The sequence below is a fragment of the Escherichia sp. E1130 genome (assembly GCF_005781065.1).
Classification (GTDB): domain Bacteria; phylum Pseudomonadota; class Gammaproteobacteria; order Enterobacterales; family Enterobacteriaceae; genus Escherichia.
Window position 1 is genome coordinate 151,969 of the sequence record NZ_VATL01000003.1, and the last position, 18,940, is coordinate 170,908.

Annotated in this window: 14 protein-coding genes and 1 other annotated feature; of the genes, 8 read left to right on the plus strand and 6 right to left on the minus strand. The window is 53.6% G+C overall.

What is annotated here, in order from left to right; translation table 11 throughout:
• Nucleotides 1-11 precede the first annotated feature (11 nt).
• The 6 genes from dnaX to hemH all read left to right on the plus strand — a co-directional run bounded on the left by dnaX (nucleotide 12) and on the right by hemH (nucleotide 6,871).
• On the plus strand, nucleotides 12-1,943 hold the full coding sequence (dnaX, locus tag FEK66_RS02280; protein ID WP_135494285.1) for a DNA polymerase III subunit gamma/tau: 1,932 nt from the start codon (nucleotides 12-14) through the stop codon (nucleotides 1,941-1,943).
• Nucleotides 1,276-1,340: a sequence feature (DnaX frameshifting element), on the plus strand. (Overlaps the previous gene by 65 nt.)
• 52 nt (nucleotides 1,944-1,995) lie before the next feature.
• Nucleotides 1,996-2,325 carry a YbaB/EbfC family nucleoid-associated protein gene (locus FEK66_RS02285; RefSeq protein WP_001515903.1) on the plus strand — a complete coding sequence of 110 codons (330 nt, stop codon included), beginning with the start codon at nucleotides 1,996-1,998 and terminating at the stop codon, nucleotides 2,323-2,325.
• Entirely contained in the window at nucleotides 2,325-2,930 is a 606-nt protein-coding gene (gene recR, locus FEK66_RS02290) for a recombination mediator RecR (RefSeq protein WP_130206305.1), read from the plus strand. The genes FEK66_RS02285 and recR overlap by 1 nt, the downstream gene beginning before the upstream one ends.
• Before the next feature lie 109 nt (nucleotides 2,931-3,039).
• Nucleotides 3,040-4,914: a molecular chaperone HtpG gene (htpG, locus tag FEK66_RS02295; RefSeq protein WP_000678201.1), complete on the plus strand. Its 1,875-nt coding sequence runs from the start codon at nucleotides 3,040-3,042 to the stop codon at nucleotides 4,912-4,914.
• 218 nt (nucleotides 4,915-5,132) lie between these two features.
• Nucleotides 5,133-5,777, plus strand: a complete 645-nt coding sequence (gene adk, locus FEK66_RS02300) for an adenylate kinase (protein ID WP_001313630.1) — start codon at nucleotides 5,133-5,135, stop codon at nucleotides 5,775-5,777.
• A 131-nt stretch (nucleotides 5,778-5,908) separates the two neighbouring features.
• On the plus strand, nucleotides 5,909-6,871 hold the full coding sequence (hemH, locus tag FEK66_RS02305) for a ferrochelatase (RefSeq protein ID WP_130206309.1): 963 nt from the start codon (nucleotides 5,909-5,911) through the stop codon (nucleotides 6,869-6,871).
• Here hemH and aes read toward each other — a convergent pair.
• Nucleotides 6,846-7,814 carry an acetyl esterase gene (aes, locus tag FEK66_RS02310; RefSeq protein ID WP_135494283.1) on the minus strand — a complete coding sequence of 323 codons (969 nt, stop codon included), beginning with the start codon at nucleotides 7,812-7,814 and terminating at the stop codon, nucleotides 6,846-6,848. The two genes, hemH and aes, sit on opposite strands and share 26 nt — an antisense overlap.
• A 151-nt stretch (nucleotides 7,815-7,965) precedes the next feature.
• Here aes and gsk point away from each other — a divergent pair, with 151 nt between their 5' ends.
• Nucleotides 7,966-9,270 carry an inosine/guanosine kinase gene (gene gsk / locus FEK66_RS02315; RefSeq protein WP_130206313.1) on the plus strand — a complete coding sequence of 435 codons (1,305 nt, stop codon included), beginning with the start codon at nucleotides 7,966-7,968 and terminating at the stop codon, nucleotides 9,268-9,270.
• Between the two features lie 130 nt (nucleotides 9,271-9,400).
• On the opposite strand, the gene ybaL is transcribed toward gsk, so the two are convergent.
• Nucleotides 9,401-11,077 carry a YbaL family putative K(+) efflux transporter gene (gene ybaL, locus FEK66_RS02320; protein ID WP_135494281.1) on the minus strand — a complete coding sequence of 559 codons (1,677 nt, stop codon included), beginning with the start codon at nucleotides 11,075-11,077 and terminating at the stop codon, nucleotides 9,401-9,403.
• Nucleotides 11,078-11,315: 238 nt separating this feature from the next.
• The gene (gene fsr / locus FEK66_RS02325) at nucleotides 11,316-12,536 is read right to left on the minus strand and encodes a fosmidomycin MFS transporter (RefSeq protein WP_130206317.1); all 1,221 of its coding nucleotides are present in this window, start codon (nucleotides 12,534-12,536) and stop codon (nucleotides 11,316-11,318) included.
• Between the two features lie 217 nt (nucleotides 12,537-12,753).
• Between fsr and ushA the strand changes: the two genes are divergently transcribed.
• Nucleotides 12,754-14,406 (plus strand): bifunctional UDP-sugar hydrolase/5'-nucleotidase, encoded by a 1,653-nt coding sequence (ushA, locus tag FEK66_RS02330; RefSeq protein WP_135494278.1) that lies wholly within the window; start codon nucleotides 12,754-12,756, stop codon nucleotides 14,404-14,406.
• A 36-nt stretch (nucleotides 14,407-14,442) separates the two neighbouring features.
• On the opposite strand, the gene ybaK is transcribed toward ushA, so the two are convergent.
• From ybaK to copA, 3 genes are all read right to left on the minus strand, one after another.
• Nucleotides 14,443-14,922, minus strand: a complete 480-nt coding sequence (gene ybaK / locus FEK66_RS02335) for a Cys-tRNA(Pro)/Cys-tRNA(Cys) deacylase YbaK (RefSeq protein WP_130260288.1) — start codon at nucleotides 14,920-14,922, stop codon at nucleotides 14,443-14,445.
• A 203-nt stretch (nucleotides 14,923-15,125) separates the two neighbouring features.
• The gene (locus FEK66_RS02340; protein ID WP_138211400.1) at nucleotides 15,126-15,920 is read right to left on the minus strand and encodes a TraB/GumN family protein; all 795 of its coding nucleotides are present in this window, start codon (nucleotides 15,918-15,920) and stop codon (nucleotides 15,126-15,128) included.
• Between the two features lie 428 nt (nucleotides 15,921-16,348).
• Nucleotides 16,349-18,853: a copper-exporting P-type ATPase CopA gene (copA, locus tag FEK66_RS02350; protein WP_135490904.1), complete on the minus strand. Its 2,505-nt coding sequence runs from the start codon at nucleotides 18,851-18,853 to the stop codon at nucleotides 16,349-16,351.
• Between the last annotated feature and the right edge of the window lie 87 nt (nucleotides 18,854-18,940).

Below are 18,940 nucleotides of genomic sequence, written 5' to 3' on the forward strand. Positions count from 1 at the left end.
AGAGCCTGCCAATGAGTTATCAGGTCTTAGCCCGAAAATGGCGCCCACAAACCTTTGCTGACGTCGTCGGCCAGGAACATGTGCTGACCGCACTGGCGAACGGCTTGTCGTTAGGGCGTATTCATCATGCTTATCTTTTTTCCGGCACCCGTGGCGTCGGAAAAACCTCTATCGCCCGACTGCTGGCGAAGGGGCTAAACTGCGAAACCGGCATTACCGCGACGCCGTGCGGCGTATGCGATAACTGCCGTGAAATCGAGCAGGGGCGCTTTGTCGATTTGATTGAAATCGACGCCGCCTCGCGCACTAAAGTTGAAGATACCCGCGACCTGCTGGATAACGTTCAGTACGCTCCGGCGCGTGGTCGTTTTAAAGTCTATCTGATCGACGAAGTGCATATGCTGTCGCGTCACAGCTTTAACGCACTGTTAAAAACCCTTGAAGAGCCGCCAGAGCACGTCAAGTTCCTGCTGGCGACGACCGATCCGCAGAAATTGCCAGTGACGATTTTGTCACGTTGTCTGCAATTCCATCTTAAGGCGCTGGATGTCGAGCAAATTCGCCACCAGCTTGAGCACATCCTCAACGAAGAACATATCGCTCACGAGCCACGCGCACTGCAACTGCTGGCGCGCGCCGCCGAAGGCAGTTTGCGAGATGCCTTAAGTCTGACCGACCAGGCGATTGCCAGCGGCGACGGCCAGGTTTCGACCCAGTCAGTAAGCGCGATGCTGGGTACGCTTGACGACGATCAGGCGCTGTCGCTGGTTGAAGCGATGGTCGAGGCCAACGGCGAGCGCGTAATGGCGCTGATTAATGAAGCCGCTGCCCGTGGTATCGAGTGGGAAGCGTTGTTGGTGGAAATGCTCGGACTGTTGCACCGCATTGCGATGGTACAACTTTCGCCTGCAGCACTTGGCAACGACATGGCCGCCATCGAGTTGCGGATGCGTGAACTTGCGCGCACCATACCGACGACGGATATTCAGCTTTACTATCAGACGCTGTTGATTGGTCGCAAAGAATTACCGTATGCGCCGGATCGCCGCATGGGCGTTGAGATGACACTGCTGCGCGCGCTGGCGTTCCATCCGCGTATGCCGCTGCCTGAGCCAGAAGTGCCACGCCAGTCCTTTGCGCCCGTCGCGCCAACGGCAGTAATGACGCCAACCCAGGTGCCGCCGCAACCGCAACCAGCGCCGCAGCAGGCACCGACTGTACCGCTCTCAGAAACCACCAGCCAGGTGCTGGCGGCGCGTCAGCAACTGCAGCGCGCTCAGGGAGCAACCAAAGCAAAAAAGAGTGAACCGGCAGCCGCTACCCGCGCGCGGCCGGTGAATAACGCTGCGCTGGAAAGACTGGCTTCGGTCACCGATCGCGTTCAGTCGCGTCCTGTGCCATCGGCGCTGGAAAAAGCGCCAGCCAAAAAAGAAGCGTATCGCTGGAAGGCGACCACCCCAGTGATGCAGCAAAAAGAAGTGGTCGCCACGCCGAAGGCGCTAAAAAAAGCGCTGGAACATGAAAAAACGCCGGAACTGGCGGCGAAGCTGGCGGCAGAAGCCATTGAGCGCGACCCGTGGGCGGCACAGGTGAGCCAACTATCGCTACCCAAACTGGTCGAGCAGGTGGCGTTAAATGCCTGGAAAGAGGAGAGCGACAACGCTGTATGCCTGCATTTGCGCTCCTCTCAGCGGCATTTGAATAACCGCGGCGCACAGCAAAAACTGGCTGAAGCGTTGAGCACGTTAAAAGGTTCAACGGTTGAACTGACTATCGTTGAAGATGATAATCCCGCGGTGCGTACGCCGCTGGAGTGGCGTCAGGCGATATACGAAGAAAAACTTGCGCAGGCGCGCGAGTCCATTATTGCGGATAATAATATTCAGACCCTGCGTCGATTCTTTGATGCAGAGCTGGATGAAGAAAGTATCCGCCCCATTTGATCGTAAGCACTGCTTACGATCGTCATCCTTAACGTGATTGAGAGAGAAACCTATGTTTGGTAAAGGCGGTCTGGGCAACCTGATGAAGCAAGCCCAGCAGATGCAAGAAAAAATGCAGCAGATGCAGGAAGAAATCGCGAAGCTAGAAGTGACTGGCGAATCCGGCGCAGGTCTGGTGAAAGTGACCATCAATGGCGCTCACAACTGCCGTCGCGTAGAGATCGACCCGAGCCTGCTGGAAGACGACAAAGAGATGCTGGAAGATTTGGTCGCTGCGGCATTCAACGACGCAGCGCGTCGCATCGAAGAAACCCAGAAAGAAAAAATGGCCTCTGTTTCCTCCGGAATGCAGCTGCCGCCAGGCTTTAAGATGCCGTTCTGATGCAAACCAGCCCGCTGTTAACACAGCTTATGGAAGCACTGCGCTGTCTGCCGGGCGTTGGCCCAAAGTCGGCGCAGCGTATGGCGTTCACGCTGCTTCAGCGCGATCGTAGCGGCGGGATGCGTCTGGCGCAGGCGCTCACCCGGGCGATGTCGGAAATCGGCCACTGCGCCGATTGTCGGACCTTCACTGAACAGGAAGTCTGTAACATCTGTTCAAATCCGCGTCGTCAGGAAAACGGTCAAATCTGCGTGGTGGAGAGTCCGGCGGACATCTACGCCATTGAGCAGACGGGGCAGTTTTCCGGTCGTTATTTTGTGTTGATGGGGCATCTGTCACCGCTGGACGGTATTGGCCCGGATGATATCGGACTTGATCGCCTGGAACAGCGTCTGGCGGCAGAAAAAATCACCGAAGTGATCCTCGCCACCAACCCGACGGTCGAAGGTGAAGCCACCGCTAACTACATTGCCGAGCTTTGCGCGCAATATGACGTGGAAGCCAGCCGAATCGCTCATGGCGTACCGGTTGGCGGCGAGCTGGAAATGGTCGATGGCACCACGCTGTCACACTCCCTTGCCGGGCGTCATAAGATTCGTTTTTAAGCAAACGAGAGCAGGATCACCTGCTCTCGCTTGAAATTATCCTTCCTTGTCCCCATTTACCCCTCATCCTGTTTTTAACCTTAAAATGGCATTATTGAGGTAGACCTACATGAAAGGACAAGAAACTCGTGGTTTTCAGTCAGAAGTGAAACAGCTTCTGCACCTGATGATCCATTCTCTGTATTCCAATAAAGAAATCTTCCTGCGTGAGCTTATCTCTAACGCCTCCGATGCGGCGGACAAGCTGCGTTTCCGCGCGCTCTCTAACCCGGATCTGTACGAAGGTGACGGCGAACTGCGCGTTCGTGTTTCTTTCGATAAAGACAAGCGCACGCTGACCATCTCCGATAACGGCGTGGGGATGACCCGCGACGAAGTGATTGACCATCTGGGGACTATCGCTAAATCCGGCACCAAATCATTCCTCGAATCCCTGGGCTCTGACCAGGCAAAAGACAGCCAGCTGATCGGTCAGTTCGGTGTTGGTTTCTACTCTGCGTTTATCGTGGCCGATAAAGTGACCGTGCGTACTCGTGCGGCGGGCGAAAAACCAGAAAACGGCGTGTTCTGGGAATCGGCTGGTGAAGGTGAATACACCGTTGCCGACATCACCAAAGAAGATCGTGGTACTGAAATCACCCTGCATCTGCGTGAAGGCGAAGACGAGTTCCTCGATGACTGGCGCGTGCGTTCCATCATCAGCAAATACTCCGACCATATCGCGCTGCCGGTAGAGATCGAAAAACGCGAAGAGAAAGACGGCGAAACCGTTATCTCCTGGGAGAAAATCAACAAAGCGCAGGCGCTGTGGACCCGTAACAAGTCGGAAATCACCGATGAAGAGTACAAAGAGTTCTACAAACACATCGCCCACGACTTTAACGATCCGCTGACCTGGAGCCACAACCGCGTTGAAGGTAAGCAGGAGTACACCAGCCTGCTGTACATTCCGTCTCAGGCACCGTGGGATATGTGGAACCGCGATCATAAACACGGTCTGAAACTGTACGTCCAGCGTGTGTTCATCATGGACGACGCAGAACAGTTCATGCCGAACTATCTGCGCTTCGTGCGTGGTCTGATTGACTCCAGCGATCTGCCGCTGAACGTTTCCCGTGAAATCCTCCAGGACAGCACCGTAACCCGCAATCTGCGCAATGCGCTGACCAAGCGTGTGCTGCAAATGCTGGAAAAACTGGCGAAAGACGACGCGGAAAAATACCAGACCTTCTGGCAACAGTTTGGCCTGGTACTGAAAGAAGGTCCGGCGGAAGATTTCGCTAACCAGGAAGCGATCGCCAAACTGCTGCGTTTTGCGTCTACCCATACCGATTCTTCTGCGCAGACCGTGTCTCTGGAAGACTACGTTTCCCGCATGAAAGAAGGGCAGGAGAAAATCTACTACATCACCGCAGACAGCTATGCGGCAGCGAAGAGCAGCCCGCACCTGGAACTGCTGCGTAAGAAAGGCATCGAAGTTCTGCTGCTTTCCGACCGCATCGATGAGTGGATGATGAACTATCTGACTGAGTTCGACGGTAAACCGTTCCAGTCGGTGTCTAAAGTTGATGAATCGCTGGAAAAACTGGCTGATGAAGTCGATGAAAGTGCGAAAGAAGCGGAAAAAGCACTGACTCCGTTCATCGACCGTGTGAAAGCACTGCTTGGCGAGCGCGTGAAAGATGTCCGTCTGACTCACCGTCTGACCGATACGCCAGCGATTGTTTCTACCGACGCGGACGAAATGAGCACCCAGATGGCTAAACTGTTCGCCGCAGCGGGCCAGAAAGTGCCAGAAGTGAAATACATCTTCGAACTGAATCCGGATCACGTACTGGTGAAACGTGCTGCAGATACTGAAGATGAAGCCAAGTTCAGCGAGTGGGTAGAACTGCTGCTGGATCAGGCGCTGCTGGCAGAACGCGGTACGCTGGAAGATCCGAACCTGTTTATTCGTCGTATGAACCAGCTACTGGTTTCCTGATGTAATGCCGGATGAATTTTATCCGGCATACAGCTGAATGTGGTGCCGGATGACCTTCGTGTCATCCGGCATTTTTCTTTTCATCCTCTGCACTTTCCGCAAATTATCTCACCATTAACCGTTTCAGCCCCGGGCGCCTTTCTTGAGGCAATCGCCTGTTGGTGGTATCGTTTATCGCTTTTTCAAAAAATTCGACACAATTTAAGGGGATTTTCGCAATGCGTATCATTCTGCTTGGCGCTCCGGGCGCGGGGAAAGGGACTCAGGCTCAGTTCATCATGGAGAAATATGGTATTCCGCAAATCTCCACTGGCGATATGCTGCGTGCCGCAGTCAAATCTGGCTCCGAGCTGGGTAAACAAGCTAAAGACATTATGGACGCTGGCAAACTGGTCACCGATGAACTGGTGATCGCGCTGGTTAAAGAGCGCATTGCTCAGGAAGATTGCCGTAATGGTTTCCTGTTGGACGGCTTCCCGCGTACCATTCCGCAGGCAGACGCGATGAAAGAAGCGGGCATCAATGTTGATTACGTTCTGGAATTCGACGTGCCGGACGAACTGATTGTTGATCGTATCGTGGGCCGCCGCGTTCACGCGCCGTCTGGTCGTGTATATCACGTTAAATTCAATCCGCCGAAAGTAGAAGGCAAAGACGACGTGACCGGTGAAGAGCTGACTACTCGTAAAGACGATCAGGAAGAAACCGTACGTAAACGTCTGGTTGAATACCATCAGATGACTGCACCGCTGATTGGCTACTACTCCAAAGAAGCAGAAGCGGGTAACACCAAATACGCGAAAGTTGACGGCACCAAACCGGTTGCTGAAGTTCGCGCGGCTCTGGAAAAAATCCTCGGCTAATCAAGCCGCAGCAGATCTGCTCTCGGGCAGGTCTGCGTATCCTCCTCAGGCCAGGCCTCTCACAGCAATTAGTTCTTCTTCCTCACTTTTCCGCTACAATTATCAACAAGTTGAATCGATAAGAGGCGGTAATGCGTCAGACTAAAACCGGTATCCTGCTGGCAAACCTGGGGACGCCCGATGCCCCCACTCCTGAAGCGGTAAAACGCTATCTGAAACAATTTTTAAGCGATAGACGCGTGGTTGATACCTCACGGCTGTTGTGGTGGCCGTTGCTGCGTGGTGTGATTTTGCCGCTGCGCTCACCGCGCGTGGCGAAGCTGTACGCCTCGGTCTGGATGGAAGACGGCTCGCCGCTGATGGTTTACAGCCGCCAGCAACAGCAGGCGCTGGCACAACGTTTACCGGATACGCCAGTGGCGCTGGGCATGAGCTACGGCTCGCCATCACTGGAAAGTGCCGTCGATGAACTACTGGCAGAACATGTTGATCATATTGTGGTGCTGCCGCTCTATCCGCAATACTCCTGCTCTACGGTTGGCGCTGTGTGGGATGAACTTGCACGCATTCTCGCGCGCAAGCGTAGCATTCCGGGGATTTCGTTTATTCGTGATTACGCCGATAACCACGATTACATTAATGCGCTGGCGAACAGCGTGCGGGCCTCTTTCGAAAAACATGGCGAGCCGGATCTGCTGCTGCTCTCTTATCATGGCATTCCTCAGCGTTACGCGGATGAAGGTGATGATTACCCGCAGCGTTGCCGCACAACGACTCGCGAACTGGCTTCCGCACTGGGGATGGCACCGGAAAAAGTGATGATGACCTTTCAGTCGCGCTTTGGTCGGGAACCCTGGCTGATGCCTTATACCGATGAAACGTTGAAAATGCTCGGAGAAAAAGGTGTCGGTCATATTCAGGTGATGTGTCCAGGCTTTGCGGCGGATTGTCTGGAGACGCTGGAAGAGATTGCCGAGCAAAACCGTGAAGTCTTCCTCGGCGCTGGCGGGAAAAAATACGAATATATTCCGGCGCTTAATGCTACACCGGAACATATCGAAATGATGGCTAATCTTGTTGCAGCCTATCGCTAAAGAATCGAGCACCGTCGCGTAGAGCATCGTCGGCGGTTTTCATCATCCGTGAATAATGCAAAAAGGCGTGCAGCGTACCGGAGTAGAGTTTGAACTCACAAGGTTGCTGGTGTGCCGCTAACGTCTGGTAAAGCAGGCGACTGTCATCCAGCAGCGGATCGAACTCCGCTCCGGCGATATAACAGGGCGGCACATTTCGAGTGAGATCATTATTAAACAGGCAGTAATACGGCGATTCGCGATCCGCTTCGCTGCCTAAATATGCCTCTTCATACATCTGTAAATCCTGTTGCGTTAAGCCATCCCAGGCACCGCCCAGCAGGCGACGAGTCACGGAATCCCGTAACCCATAAAGTCCATACCACAGCAAAACGCCCACAACCTTACCGCAATCGATCTGTTTATCCCGCAGCCACAAGGCGCTGGCGAGCGCCAGCATTGCGCCAGCGGAATCACCGGCAAAGCCAATACGTGACATATTAATTTGATAATCGCCCGCCTGCTGGTGGAAGTGACAACAGGCGGCCACGATTTCCTCTATCGCCTGCGGAAAACGCGCTTCTGGCGAAAGGGTGTAATCAATGCCAATCACCGTACACTGAGTGTAGATTGCCAGAAGTCGCATGATGCGATCGTGAGTATCGAGATTGCCGAGAATAAAACCACCGCCGTGAAGATAAAATAGCGTCGCTGGGCTATCTGAATTTGGACAAAATAAACGGGCCTCCACTTGTCCATATTTTGTCGGAACTGCGTAATCCCTGGTTTCCATTTCTGGAGCGCCCGCATTCCAGAGTCGCCGCTCGAGCGAGTAATGCTGACGCTGCTCGGCAAGTGTTCCTTCTGCGGGCCAGGGCGGTAAATCAGGCTGAAGCGTATTAACAACGGCCCTCATTTCGGCAGAAATCAGTTCCAGTGCGGGTAATTTGTTTTCCATCTTCATAGAAAAACTCCTTTCAAATTACGCCATTGTAAGGAAGCTCTGCCATGATAATGCGATCTCGTCTGCTGATATTGAAACTGGCTGCATCTCGCGCGTTCCCGTGAGATTGTGTTAACATTCGCCGCTCAGTTAACCACCCGTAAAAACAACCATGAAATTTCCCGGTAAACGTAAATCCAAACATTACTTCCCTGTAAACGCACGCGATCCGCTGTTGCAGCAAATCCAGCCAGAAAACGAAACCAGCGCGGCCTGGGTGGTGGGTATCGACCAGACGTTGGTAGATATTGAAGCAAAAGTGGATGATGAATTTATTGAGCGTTATGGATTAAGCGCCGGGCATTCACTGGTGATTGAAGATGATGTTGCCGAAGCGCTCTATCAGGAACTTAAAGAGAAAAACCTGATTACCCATCAGTTTGCGGGTGGCACTATTGGTAACACCATGCATAACTACTCGGTACTGGCGGATGACCGCTCGGTACTACTGGGCGTGATGTGCAGCAATATTGAAATTGGCAGCTACGCCTATCGTTATTTGTGTAATACCTCCAGCCGTACCGATCTTAACTATCTGCAAGGCGTAGACGGCCCGATTGGACGCTGCTTTACGCTGATTGGTGAGTCTGGCGAACGCACTTTTGCCATTAGCCCTGGCCACATGAACCAGCTACGGGCAGAAAGCATTCCGGAAGATGTGATTGCCGGAGCGTCGGCGCTGGTACTCACCTCATATCTGGTGCGCTGCAAGCCGGGCGAACCGATGCCGGAAGCGACCATGAAAGCCATTGAGTACGCGAAGAAATATAACGTGCCGGTGGTGCTGACGCTGGGGACTAAATTTGTCATCGCCGAGAATCCGCAGTGGTGGCAGCAATTCCTCAAAGAACACGTTTCCATCCTTGCGATGAACGAAGAAGAAGCCGAAGCGTTGACCGGAGAGAGCGATCCGCTGCTGGCGTCTGACAAGGCGCTGGACTGGGTGGATCTGGTGCTGTGTACCGCCGGGCCAATCGGTTTGTATATGGCGGGCTTTACTGAAGACGAAGCGAAACGCAAAACCCAGCATCCGCTGCTGCCGGGCGCTATCGCGGAATTTAACCAGTATGAGTTTAGCCGCGCTATGCGCCACAAGGATTGCCAGAATCCGCTGCGCGTCTATTCGCACATTGCGCCGTATATGGGCGGACCAGAAAAAATCATGAACACCAACGGTGCCGGAGATGGGGCGCTGGCGGCGCTGTTGCATGACATTACCGCTAACAGTTATCACCGTAGCAACGTACCAAATTCCAGCAAGCATAAATTCACCTGGTTGACGTATTCGTCATTAGCGCAGGTGTGTAAATACGCCAACCGTGTGAGCTATCAGGTACTGAACCAGCATTCTCCACGCTTAACGCGCGGGCTGCCGGAGCGTGAAGACAGCCTGGAAGAATCTTACTGGGATCGTTAAGTTATCGTCGGTTCGTAGGCCAGATAAGGCGTTCACGCCGCATCTGGCATTTTGCGCTCGATGCCTGATGCGACGCTGACCGCGTCTTATCAGGCCTACATATCCGCGCCTATTATCCGGCAACCACCGTTTACCCCGTCACCACTTCACCTGCCGGTGGCGTTTCCAGCAGTTCCAGCATGGTGCGGGCAATTTCACGCTCGCCCATCACCACCTGATTTGCGCCACGTTCGGTGATATATGCCACCTCGTCGTCATAATGGGCGCGGGCGATAATCTCAATATCCGGGTTTTTCGCGCGAGCAGACGCCACAATCTCGCCTGCTTCGTAACCGTTGGGAATCGTCAGGATCAGCCATTTTGCGCATTCCAGATGCGCCAGTTGCATGATCTCTTCGTTAGCCGCGTTGCCTAATACCGCCCGGACTCCGCGCTCACGCAGTTCGTCGACGCGAGTACGTGACGTCTCAATCACCACTAAAGGAATATCAGACGCGAGCAATTTCTCCCCCAGCAGGCTGCCCACACGACCATAACCTACCAGCAGCGCATGGTTGCAGATATCCACCGGAATCTGCTTCTCTTCTTCGATAGCTTCCTCCAGCGTCTGCTCTTCCAGCGTTTCGGTTTTCGCCAGGTATTTCTCCAGCAGCGCGAACAGCACCGGGTTGAGCATAATCGACAAAATCGCCCCCGCCAGCACCAGGTTTTGCCCCGCCTGCGGCAGCAGATTCAACGCCATCCCCAGACCCGCCAGAATAAAGGCGAACTCACCAATTTGCGCCAGGCTGGCGGCGATGGTCAACGCCGTACGCTGGGAGTGACCAAACAACCGGACGAGGAAAAGCGCCGCAACCGATTTACCAAACAGAATAATCGCCAGCGTAGCCAGCACCGCCAACGGCTGCTGAATCAGGATTAACGGATCAAACAACATCCCGACAGAGACGAAGAACAACACTGCAAACGCATCACGTAATGGCAGTGTATCGTGGGCAGCACGGTGGCTAAGTTCGGACTCATTCAGCACCATCCCGGCAAAGAACGCGCCGAGTGCAAAGGAGACGTCAAACAGCTCCACCGCGCCAAAAGCAATCCCTAACGCCAGCGCCAGCACCGACAAGGTAAACAGCTCGCGCGAACCCGTTGCCGCGCTACGTGCCATAATCCACGGCACCAGACGGCGACCTACCAACATCATAATGGCAATAAACGCGACGACTTTGCCGATGGTGATACTCATATCCAGCGCCAGCGTCGCAAAGCCCACATCGCCCTGTTCCAGCATTCCGGCTACCGCTGGCAGCAACACCAGCGTCAGGACCATCACCAGGTCTTCCACAATCAGCCAGCCAATGGCGATTTGCCCTCGCTGGCTGTCTATCAACTGCCGTTCTTCAAGTGCGCGCAGCAGCACCACGGTACTGGCGGTGGAAAGACACAGGCCGAACACGATGCCGGTCATCAACGACCAGCCGATCACGGCAGAAAGAGCCATACCCAGCAACGTCGCCACGGCTATCTGGGCAATTGCGCCGGGAATGGCGATAGACTTTACCGCCATCAAATCCTTGAGTGAAAAATGCAGGCCGACGCCGAACATCAACAGAATAACGCCCAGCTCCGCCAGTTCAGGCGCAAGTTTTGTATCGGCAACAAAACCTGGGGTAAAGGGGCCTGCCAGCACACCCGCTAACAGATATCCCACCAGAGGAGAAATACGCAGTTTATTGGCCAGCATGCCGAGGATAAAGGCAAGCACAAGGCCGCCAACAATTGTGGTGATAAGCGGGGTGGCGTGATGCATTCCGTCTCCTTTTCCTGGTGGTGGTTGTCCATATTTTGGCCGGGAAAACCAAAATTACAGGTAATAGTTTATGACAATTTCATAGATGATGTTTATGAATAATTATTGAATTTTGCAGAAAAATGGAATTAGCCGCAAAAAAGGCACGGATCGGAAAAGTGATGAGGTGTATGAAGAGGAAAGGCTTATGGTTACTGCAAAATGAAGCAGCCAAAGTTTACCTTTGGCTGCCGGGAATTCAGGATTTATGCCGATTATCAGGTAAGAATATGGTCAACATGCCAAGAAGCGGCAGGAAAGCACAGATTTTATAAACTAACTCGATACTGGTATGGTCGGCGATAAGCCCCAGAACTGCGGCTCCAAGGCCACCCATGCCAAAAGCAAAACCGAAAAAGAGCCCGGAAACCATGCCGATACGCCCCGGCAACAGCTCTTGCGCATAAACCAGAATGGCAGAAAACGCAGAGGCGAGGATAAATCCAATAATCACCGTCAAAACCCCCGTCCAGTGCAGGCTTGCGTACGGTAAAATAAGCGTAAAAGGCGCAACGCCGAGGATAGAGCCCCAAATTACATATTTTCGACCAATCTTATCGCCAACAGGCCCGCCAATCACCGTCCCCGCCGCAACGGCAAACAGGAAGGCAAACAGATGAAGTTGGGCATTCTGGATGGATAATCCGAATTTTTCCATCAGATAAAAGGTGTAATAGCTGCTGATGCTCGCCATATAGAAATATTTCGAGAAAATCAGCACTAACAGTACGCAAACAGCCAGCACGACCTTATTTCGTGGCAGCGGATTGATTATTGGCGCTTTCGGCTTGCCTTTACTCATTCGGTGCTGCGCAGAGTACCAGCGGCTGATTTGCGCCAACACCACGATTGCCAGCAGTGCCGCCAGTACAAACCATGCAACGTTGCCTTTGCCATAGGGGGCGATGAGCACCGCCGCCAGCAAAGGTCCCAACGAACTGCCAAAGTTACCGCCGACCTGGAAGATGGATTGCGCCAGACCATGACGTCCGCCTGACGCCATACGTGCCACGCGGGAAGATTCCGGATGAAAGACCGACGAACCGGTACCGACCAGCGCCGCCGCCAGCAACACCGAGCCAAAACTGCCCGCCAGCGCCAGCAATACCAGGCCGCTTAAGGTAAAGCACATGCCAATTGGCAATGACCACGGCATTGGGTATTTATCTGTCCAGTAGCCGACGACCGGTTGCAGCAGCGAAGAGGCGAGTTGGAAGGTGAGGGTTATCAGCCCAATCTGCATAAACGTCAGGGAAAACTCTGACTGTAAGAGCGGATAAATCGCCAGAATCAGCGATTGGATCATGTCGTTCAGCAGATGCGAAAGGCTGATAGCGCCTAAAATGCCAAACGATGTGCGAGCCTTAGTGGTCGATGCAGCCGCGCCCGCCACAGGCTGGGTTTGTTCACTCATTGCCATAGGAAAGTCACTTTTTTAGGGTTGCGATGTAAAGAATGATCTTATTTGTGATTATTACCCGACTAACATACCTGCATGCGCTGATTGAAGGAAGTCTCAATGTGGAAAACAGAATTTCCAATCTGGATGTAGATTTATCGTAACCGAACGCAGACTTGTCTATGATGTCGCGTCATACTAATTTTCAACACGTTATTATCTGGTCAGGGAGAGAAGTATGAAATTATTGCAGCGAGGTGTGGCATTAGCACTGTTAACCACATTGTCACTGGCGAGTGAAACTGCGTTGGCCTATGAGCAGGATAAAACCTATAAAATTACGGTTCTGCATACCAACGACCATCACGGTCATTTCTGGCGCAATGAATATGGCGAATACGGTCTGGCGGCACAAAAAACGCTGGTGGACGGTATTCGTAAAGAGGTCGCCGCTGAAGGCGGGAGCGTGCTGCTACTTTCTGGTGGCGACATTAATACCGGTGTGCCGGAGTCTGACTTACAGGACGCAGAGCCAGATTTTCGCGGCATGAATCTGGTGGGCTATGATGCAATGGCGATTGGCAATCATGAATTTGATAACCCGCTCACCGTATTACGCCAGCAGGAAAAGTGGGCAAAGTTCCCGTTGCTCTCTGCCAATATCTATCAAAAAAGTACCGGCGAGCGCCTGTTTAAACCCTGGGCGCTGTTTAAGCGCCAGGATCTGAAAATCGCCGTTATCGGTTTAACAACTGATGAAACAGCGAAGTTAGGTAACCCAGAAAACTTCACCGACATTGAATTCCGTAAACCTGCCGACGAAGCCAAACTGGTGATCCAGGAGCTGCAACAGACAGAAAAGCCGGACATTATTATCGCGGCGACCCATATGGGGCATTACGACAACGGTGAGCACGGTTCTAACGCGCCGGGTGATGTAGAGATGGCGCGCAGTTTGCCTGCCGGATCGCTGGCGATGATTGTCGGCGGACATTCGCAAGATCCAGTCTGTATGGCTGCGGAAAATAAAAAGCAGGTAGATTACGTTCCTGGTACGCCATGCAAACCGGATCAACAAAACGGCATCTGGATTGTACAAGCACATGAGTGGGGCAAGTACGTTGGTCGGGCCGACTTTGAGTTTCGCAACGGCGAAATGAAAATGGTCAACTACCAGCTGATTCCGGTGAACCTGAAGAAAAAAGTCACCTGGGAAGACGGGAAAAGCGAGCGTGTGCTGTACACCCCTGAAATAGCTGAAAACCAGCAAATGATCTCGCTGTTATCGCCGTTCCAGAACAAAGGCAAAGCGCAGCTGGAAGTGAAAATAGGCGAAACCAACGGTCGTCTGGAAGGCGATCGTGACAAAGTGCGTTTTGTACAGACCAATATGGGGCGGTTGATTCTGTCAGCCCAAATGGATCGTACTGGTGCTGACTTTGCGGTGATGAGCGGAGGCGGGATTCGTGATTCTATCGAGGCAGGCAATATCAGCTATAAAAACGTGCTGAAAGTGCAGCCGTTCGGCAATGTGGTGGTGTATGCCGACATGACCGGTAAAGAGGCGATTGATTATCTGACTGCCGTCGCGCAGATGAAGCCGGATTCCGGTGCCTACCCGCAATTTGCCAACGTCAGCTTTGTGGCGAAAGACGGCAAACTCAACGACCTGAAAATCAAAGGCGAACCGGTCGATCCGGCAAAAACCTACCGCATGGCAACATTAAACTTTAATGCTACTGGCGGTGATGGTTACCCGCACCTTGATAACAAACCGGGCTATGTGAATACCGGCTTTATTGATGCCGAAGTGCTGAAAGCGTATATCCAGAAAAACTCGCCGCTGGATGTGAGTGTCTATGAACCGAAAGGTGAGGTGAGCTGGCAGTAATCTGAAAGTGCCGGATGCTCACATCCGGCACAATGCTTAATCGCGACGGGCGATATCAGCAAATTTAGCATCGAGGATCTTCGCCAAGTCGCCTGCCGCCAGTTCGATATCCAGCCCGCGTTTACCGCCGGAAACATAAATAGTGGCAAATTCTTGTGCGGGGGCGTCGATAATCGTCGGCAGACGTTTTTTCTGCCCTAATGGGCTAATTCCCCCAACCAGATATCCCGTTGAACGCTGCGCGACCATCGGATCGGCCATCTCTACTTTCTTGGCACCCAGCGCCTTTGCTACTTTTTTGAGATCTAATTGACCTGCGACTGGCGTGACGGCCACGGCAAGGTGTTTCATATCGCCATTCACTGCGACCAGCAGCGTTTTGTAGACCTGATCCGGATTCAAACCTAATTTTTTGACGACTTCATCGCCAAAATTGGTTTCTGCCGGATCGTGTTCGTAGGTATGAACCTGAAAAGAAATTTTGTTTTTTTCGAGTAATTTAACTGCCGGTGTCATCGTAATTTTCCTGCCTTAAACAAAAAAACGAAGCAAGCATACGCCTGATGGTGGTCCAAAAAAAAGTGCCATCTTGCCTAAGAGTATTGGCAGGATGGTGAGATTGAGCGACAATCGACTTACACCGTCGTTTAAAGCGACGGCATAATAATAAAAATATGAAATTCCTCTTTGACGGGCCAATAGCGATATTGGCCATTTTTTTAGCGCAACATTTGCGGCAAATTTCCTTCTCCATACAGATGTAAAGCACCGACCGCGACCACATAGCGCCCTGGCGGCATGGCATGCAGTTTATCCCGCCAGGCGAGATTTCTCTGGTGCATCAGTACATCGTACAGCGACTGGCTGAACGTATTCGGCAGCGTTATTTCATTATTTTGTGGCGGTGCATTCAGCCACCAGCTCATCATTTGTTGCAGCAACCGTGCGTTGGTATGCCAGTGGGTCAGCGTATCGTCCAGCAGCGCCAGTCCTTTGTCAGGGAGCTGGAGCAACATGGCAATCTGGTTTTCTGCCCCTTCCAGTTCAATCACGGGTTTATGTTGTTGCTTCGCCGCCTGCAATAGCTGGTAATCGATACCGTATTCTGCCCGCAGCCCCAGCTTTTGCGCCTGCGTCGCCTGGAGAACCATCGCGATTTGCCACAACGGTTGGGTAGAAAACAGCGAAGGGGAAATGCCCATCTCCTGGCTGATATGTTGCAGGTTTTGCAATTGCTCCTCGCTGATACGCTCTTCCAGCGCCTCGCAGGCGGGCAAATTGGCGAATGGGGTATCGCTGGTGGAAACATCCGCCTCGACGATCAGCGCATCGGCGTTTTTGAGCTTTTTGAGCAAACGGGGGGGCAGGGGAGCCATATCGTGACTCCCCATATGAATACTGCCAATCAGATGAAAATGGCGATTGCCGGGGAGGGTTATATCGATGGCAGGCCAGGTGTAATGATTACCGCGCAGCGCGGCCCAAAGCGTTTTTACCCGGTACAACAGATCCATACGACCTCCCTTTGTGAAATATCATGCTAGCGCGCGGGGAGGGATGGCGCAAATAGAGTTATGAGGCTTGTTCAGTGGTAGCTTAAATATGATCGAAAAATTGTTTTTGCTTTGAAACGAAAGACTGCACGGGTGTTGGTGGCGTCAAAATCGCCGAGGCGTTCCCTGAAGGCCGGGGCAGCCCACATGGATGTGGGCTGAGGGCGCGTTTTACAGGGATGTTACCTCGCGCCCGACCCGGTAGCCGCAAGGGATAAGCTGAGGGTACCGCGCAGCGGCGATTTTGTTCGCCAGAGCCCGGGGGTGCAGGGGGCGGCGGCGATTGGCCGCCCCCTGCGCGCTCCCTGCGCCAGTCACTTTATATGGCATTACTCATAAAAGGAGCGCAACAAGAACTGGATCTCACAAACGCATTAAGTAAATACCAATCATTCCTTCGGTTTAAACCGCAGCAATCGGTTGGCGTTACTCACTACGGTAATCGACGAGAGCGCCATTGCCGCTCCGGCAACTACCGGGTTAAGCAGTGTTCCAGTGAATGGCCACAAAATACCGGCGGCGACCGGAATACCGATACTGTTGTAGATAAATGCGCCGAGCAGGTTCTGCTTCATGTTGCGCAGCGTTGCACGGGAAATCGCGAGCGCATCCGCAACACCCATCAGGCTATGGCGCATCAGGGTAATCGCCGCGGTTTCAATGGCAACATCACTGCCGCCCCCCATCGCAATACCGACATCCGCCTGGGCCAGCGCTGGCGCGTCGTTAATGCCGTCGCCCACCATTGCCACCTGACGTCCTTCACTTTGCAGACGTTTGATCGCTTCGGCTTTGCCGTCCGGCAGCACCCCGGCAATCACTTCATCAATTCCAGCTTCTTTGGCGATTGCTTTGGCGGTGGTTGGGTTATCCCCGGTCAACATCACCAGACGATATCCCGCTTTATGCAGACGTTGCAGCGCCGCCACGCTATCATTACGCAACGGATCGCGTACTGCCAGTAAGGCCACCGCTTTCCCGTCAACCGCCAGCAGCACAGGCGTTGCGCCTTGCGATGCCTGAGCTGAAATATCTGCTTCAATCGCTTTAGTATCGACTTGCTGGTCATTTAGCAACGCCTGATTACCCAGCAATAACGCATGACCTTCTGCTTCACCGCTCACGCCCAGCCCGCGCAATGTGCGGAAACCGTTGACCTGCGGTAGCTGCATATCGCCTGCTTTATCGAGGATCGCTCGTGCCAGCGGATGGCTGGAACCTTGCTCCAGCGCCGCCGCCAGACGCAATGCCTGCGCTTCATCAACATCAGCAAATGTTTTTACCGCGACAACCTGCGGCTTCCCTTCGGTCAGCGTCCCGGTTTTATCGAACACGACGGTATCAAGCGTACTGGCGCGTTGCAGTGCGTCGGCGTCCCGCACCAGCACACCAAACTCAGCCGCCCGCCCGACGCCGGAAATAATCGACATCGGCGTCGCCAGCCCCAGCGCACACGGACAGGCGATAATCAGCACCGTGGTGGCGATCACCAGGGTATAGACAATCTGCGGTGCCGGACCAAAGAAATACCAGATTGCCGCACTGATCAGCGCAATAACCACCACTACAGGCACAAATACGGCAGAGATTTTATCCGCCAGCTGGCCGATTTCTGGCTTGCTGCTCTGGGCCTGGCGCACCATACGAATAATCCGTGACAGCGTGGTATGGCTGCCAACCGCACTGGCGCGAAACAGCACGCTACCGTCCTGAACCACTGTCCCGGCATGGACGCTATCGCCTTCGCCCTTTTGCTGCGGGATAGGTTCGCCCGTCAGCATCGCTTCATCCAGCCACGCTTCGCCCTGGGTAATTTCACCATCTACCGGCACGCGGTCGCCCGTCGTCAGGCGCAGTAGCATGCCTGGCTGAACTTCCGCCAGCGGCACGCTTTTTTCACCTTCGTCAGTAACCAGGCGCGCCGTTGGCGGCGTTAAATCGAGTAACTTCTCCAGCGCCTTTGAAGAACGCTGACGTGCGCGCGCTTCCAGCATATGACCGAGATTGATCAGACCGATAATCATCGCGCTGGCTTCGTAATAAAGATGTCGCGCTTCCATCGGGAACCACTGCGGCCACAGGTTGACGCTCATTGAATAGAGCCACGCCACGCCCGTACCCAGCGCCACCAGCGTATCCATCGTCGCCGCACCGTTGCGCAGGCTTTTCCATGCGCTGCGGTAAAAATGCCCACCGGCAAAAATCATCACCGCCAGGGTTATCAGACCGATAACTAACCACAGGCTGCGGTTGTCAGCGGTGACCATCATGTTATCGCCGATCATCCCCCAGACCATCACCGGGATACCCACCGCCAGGGCGACAATCGCCTGCCAGCGGAAGCGCTTCATTGTAGCGATGGCGGTTTCTTGCTGGCGCTCACGACGTTTAGCGTCATCTTCAATTGCCTCTGCGCCGTAACCTGCTTTCTCCACCGCCTGGACTAAATCTTGTGGGGAGGCACTGCCCATCACCAGCGCAGTACGCTCCGCCAGGTTTACCCGTGCCTGGGTGACGCCCGGTACGCTTTGCAGCGCATTTTGTACGCGGGTGACACAGCTGGCGCAGCTCATGCCGCTCAGCAGCAACTGCTGGCTGTCATCGTCATCGGCGGTCGCTGCCGGAAGCTCATCAGAAACCGCTGTCAGTGCTTCCGACGGGATTGATGACTCCGCCAGCGGTTTAGCCTTTGGGTGGCTTACAGATGCGTCATAACCCGCTTGTTTGATGGTTTCGATCAGCTGTTCTGCACTGGCAGTGCCGGTAACGTGTGCTTCAGTGACAGACACATCCGCCTGCTCAACGTCCGGGCGCTGTTCGAGACTTTCTTTCACGCGTTTAACGCAGTGACCGCAGGACAGGCCGTCCAGGATCAGGTCGATAGTTTGTGACATAACGTACTCCTTTAAGACAGTGTTGACTGACTGTGATAAAGGGTAAACCTTCCAGCAAGGGGAAGGTCAAGAAATTATTTATCAGCG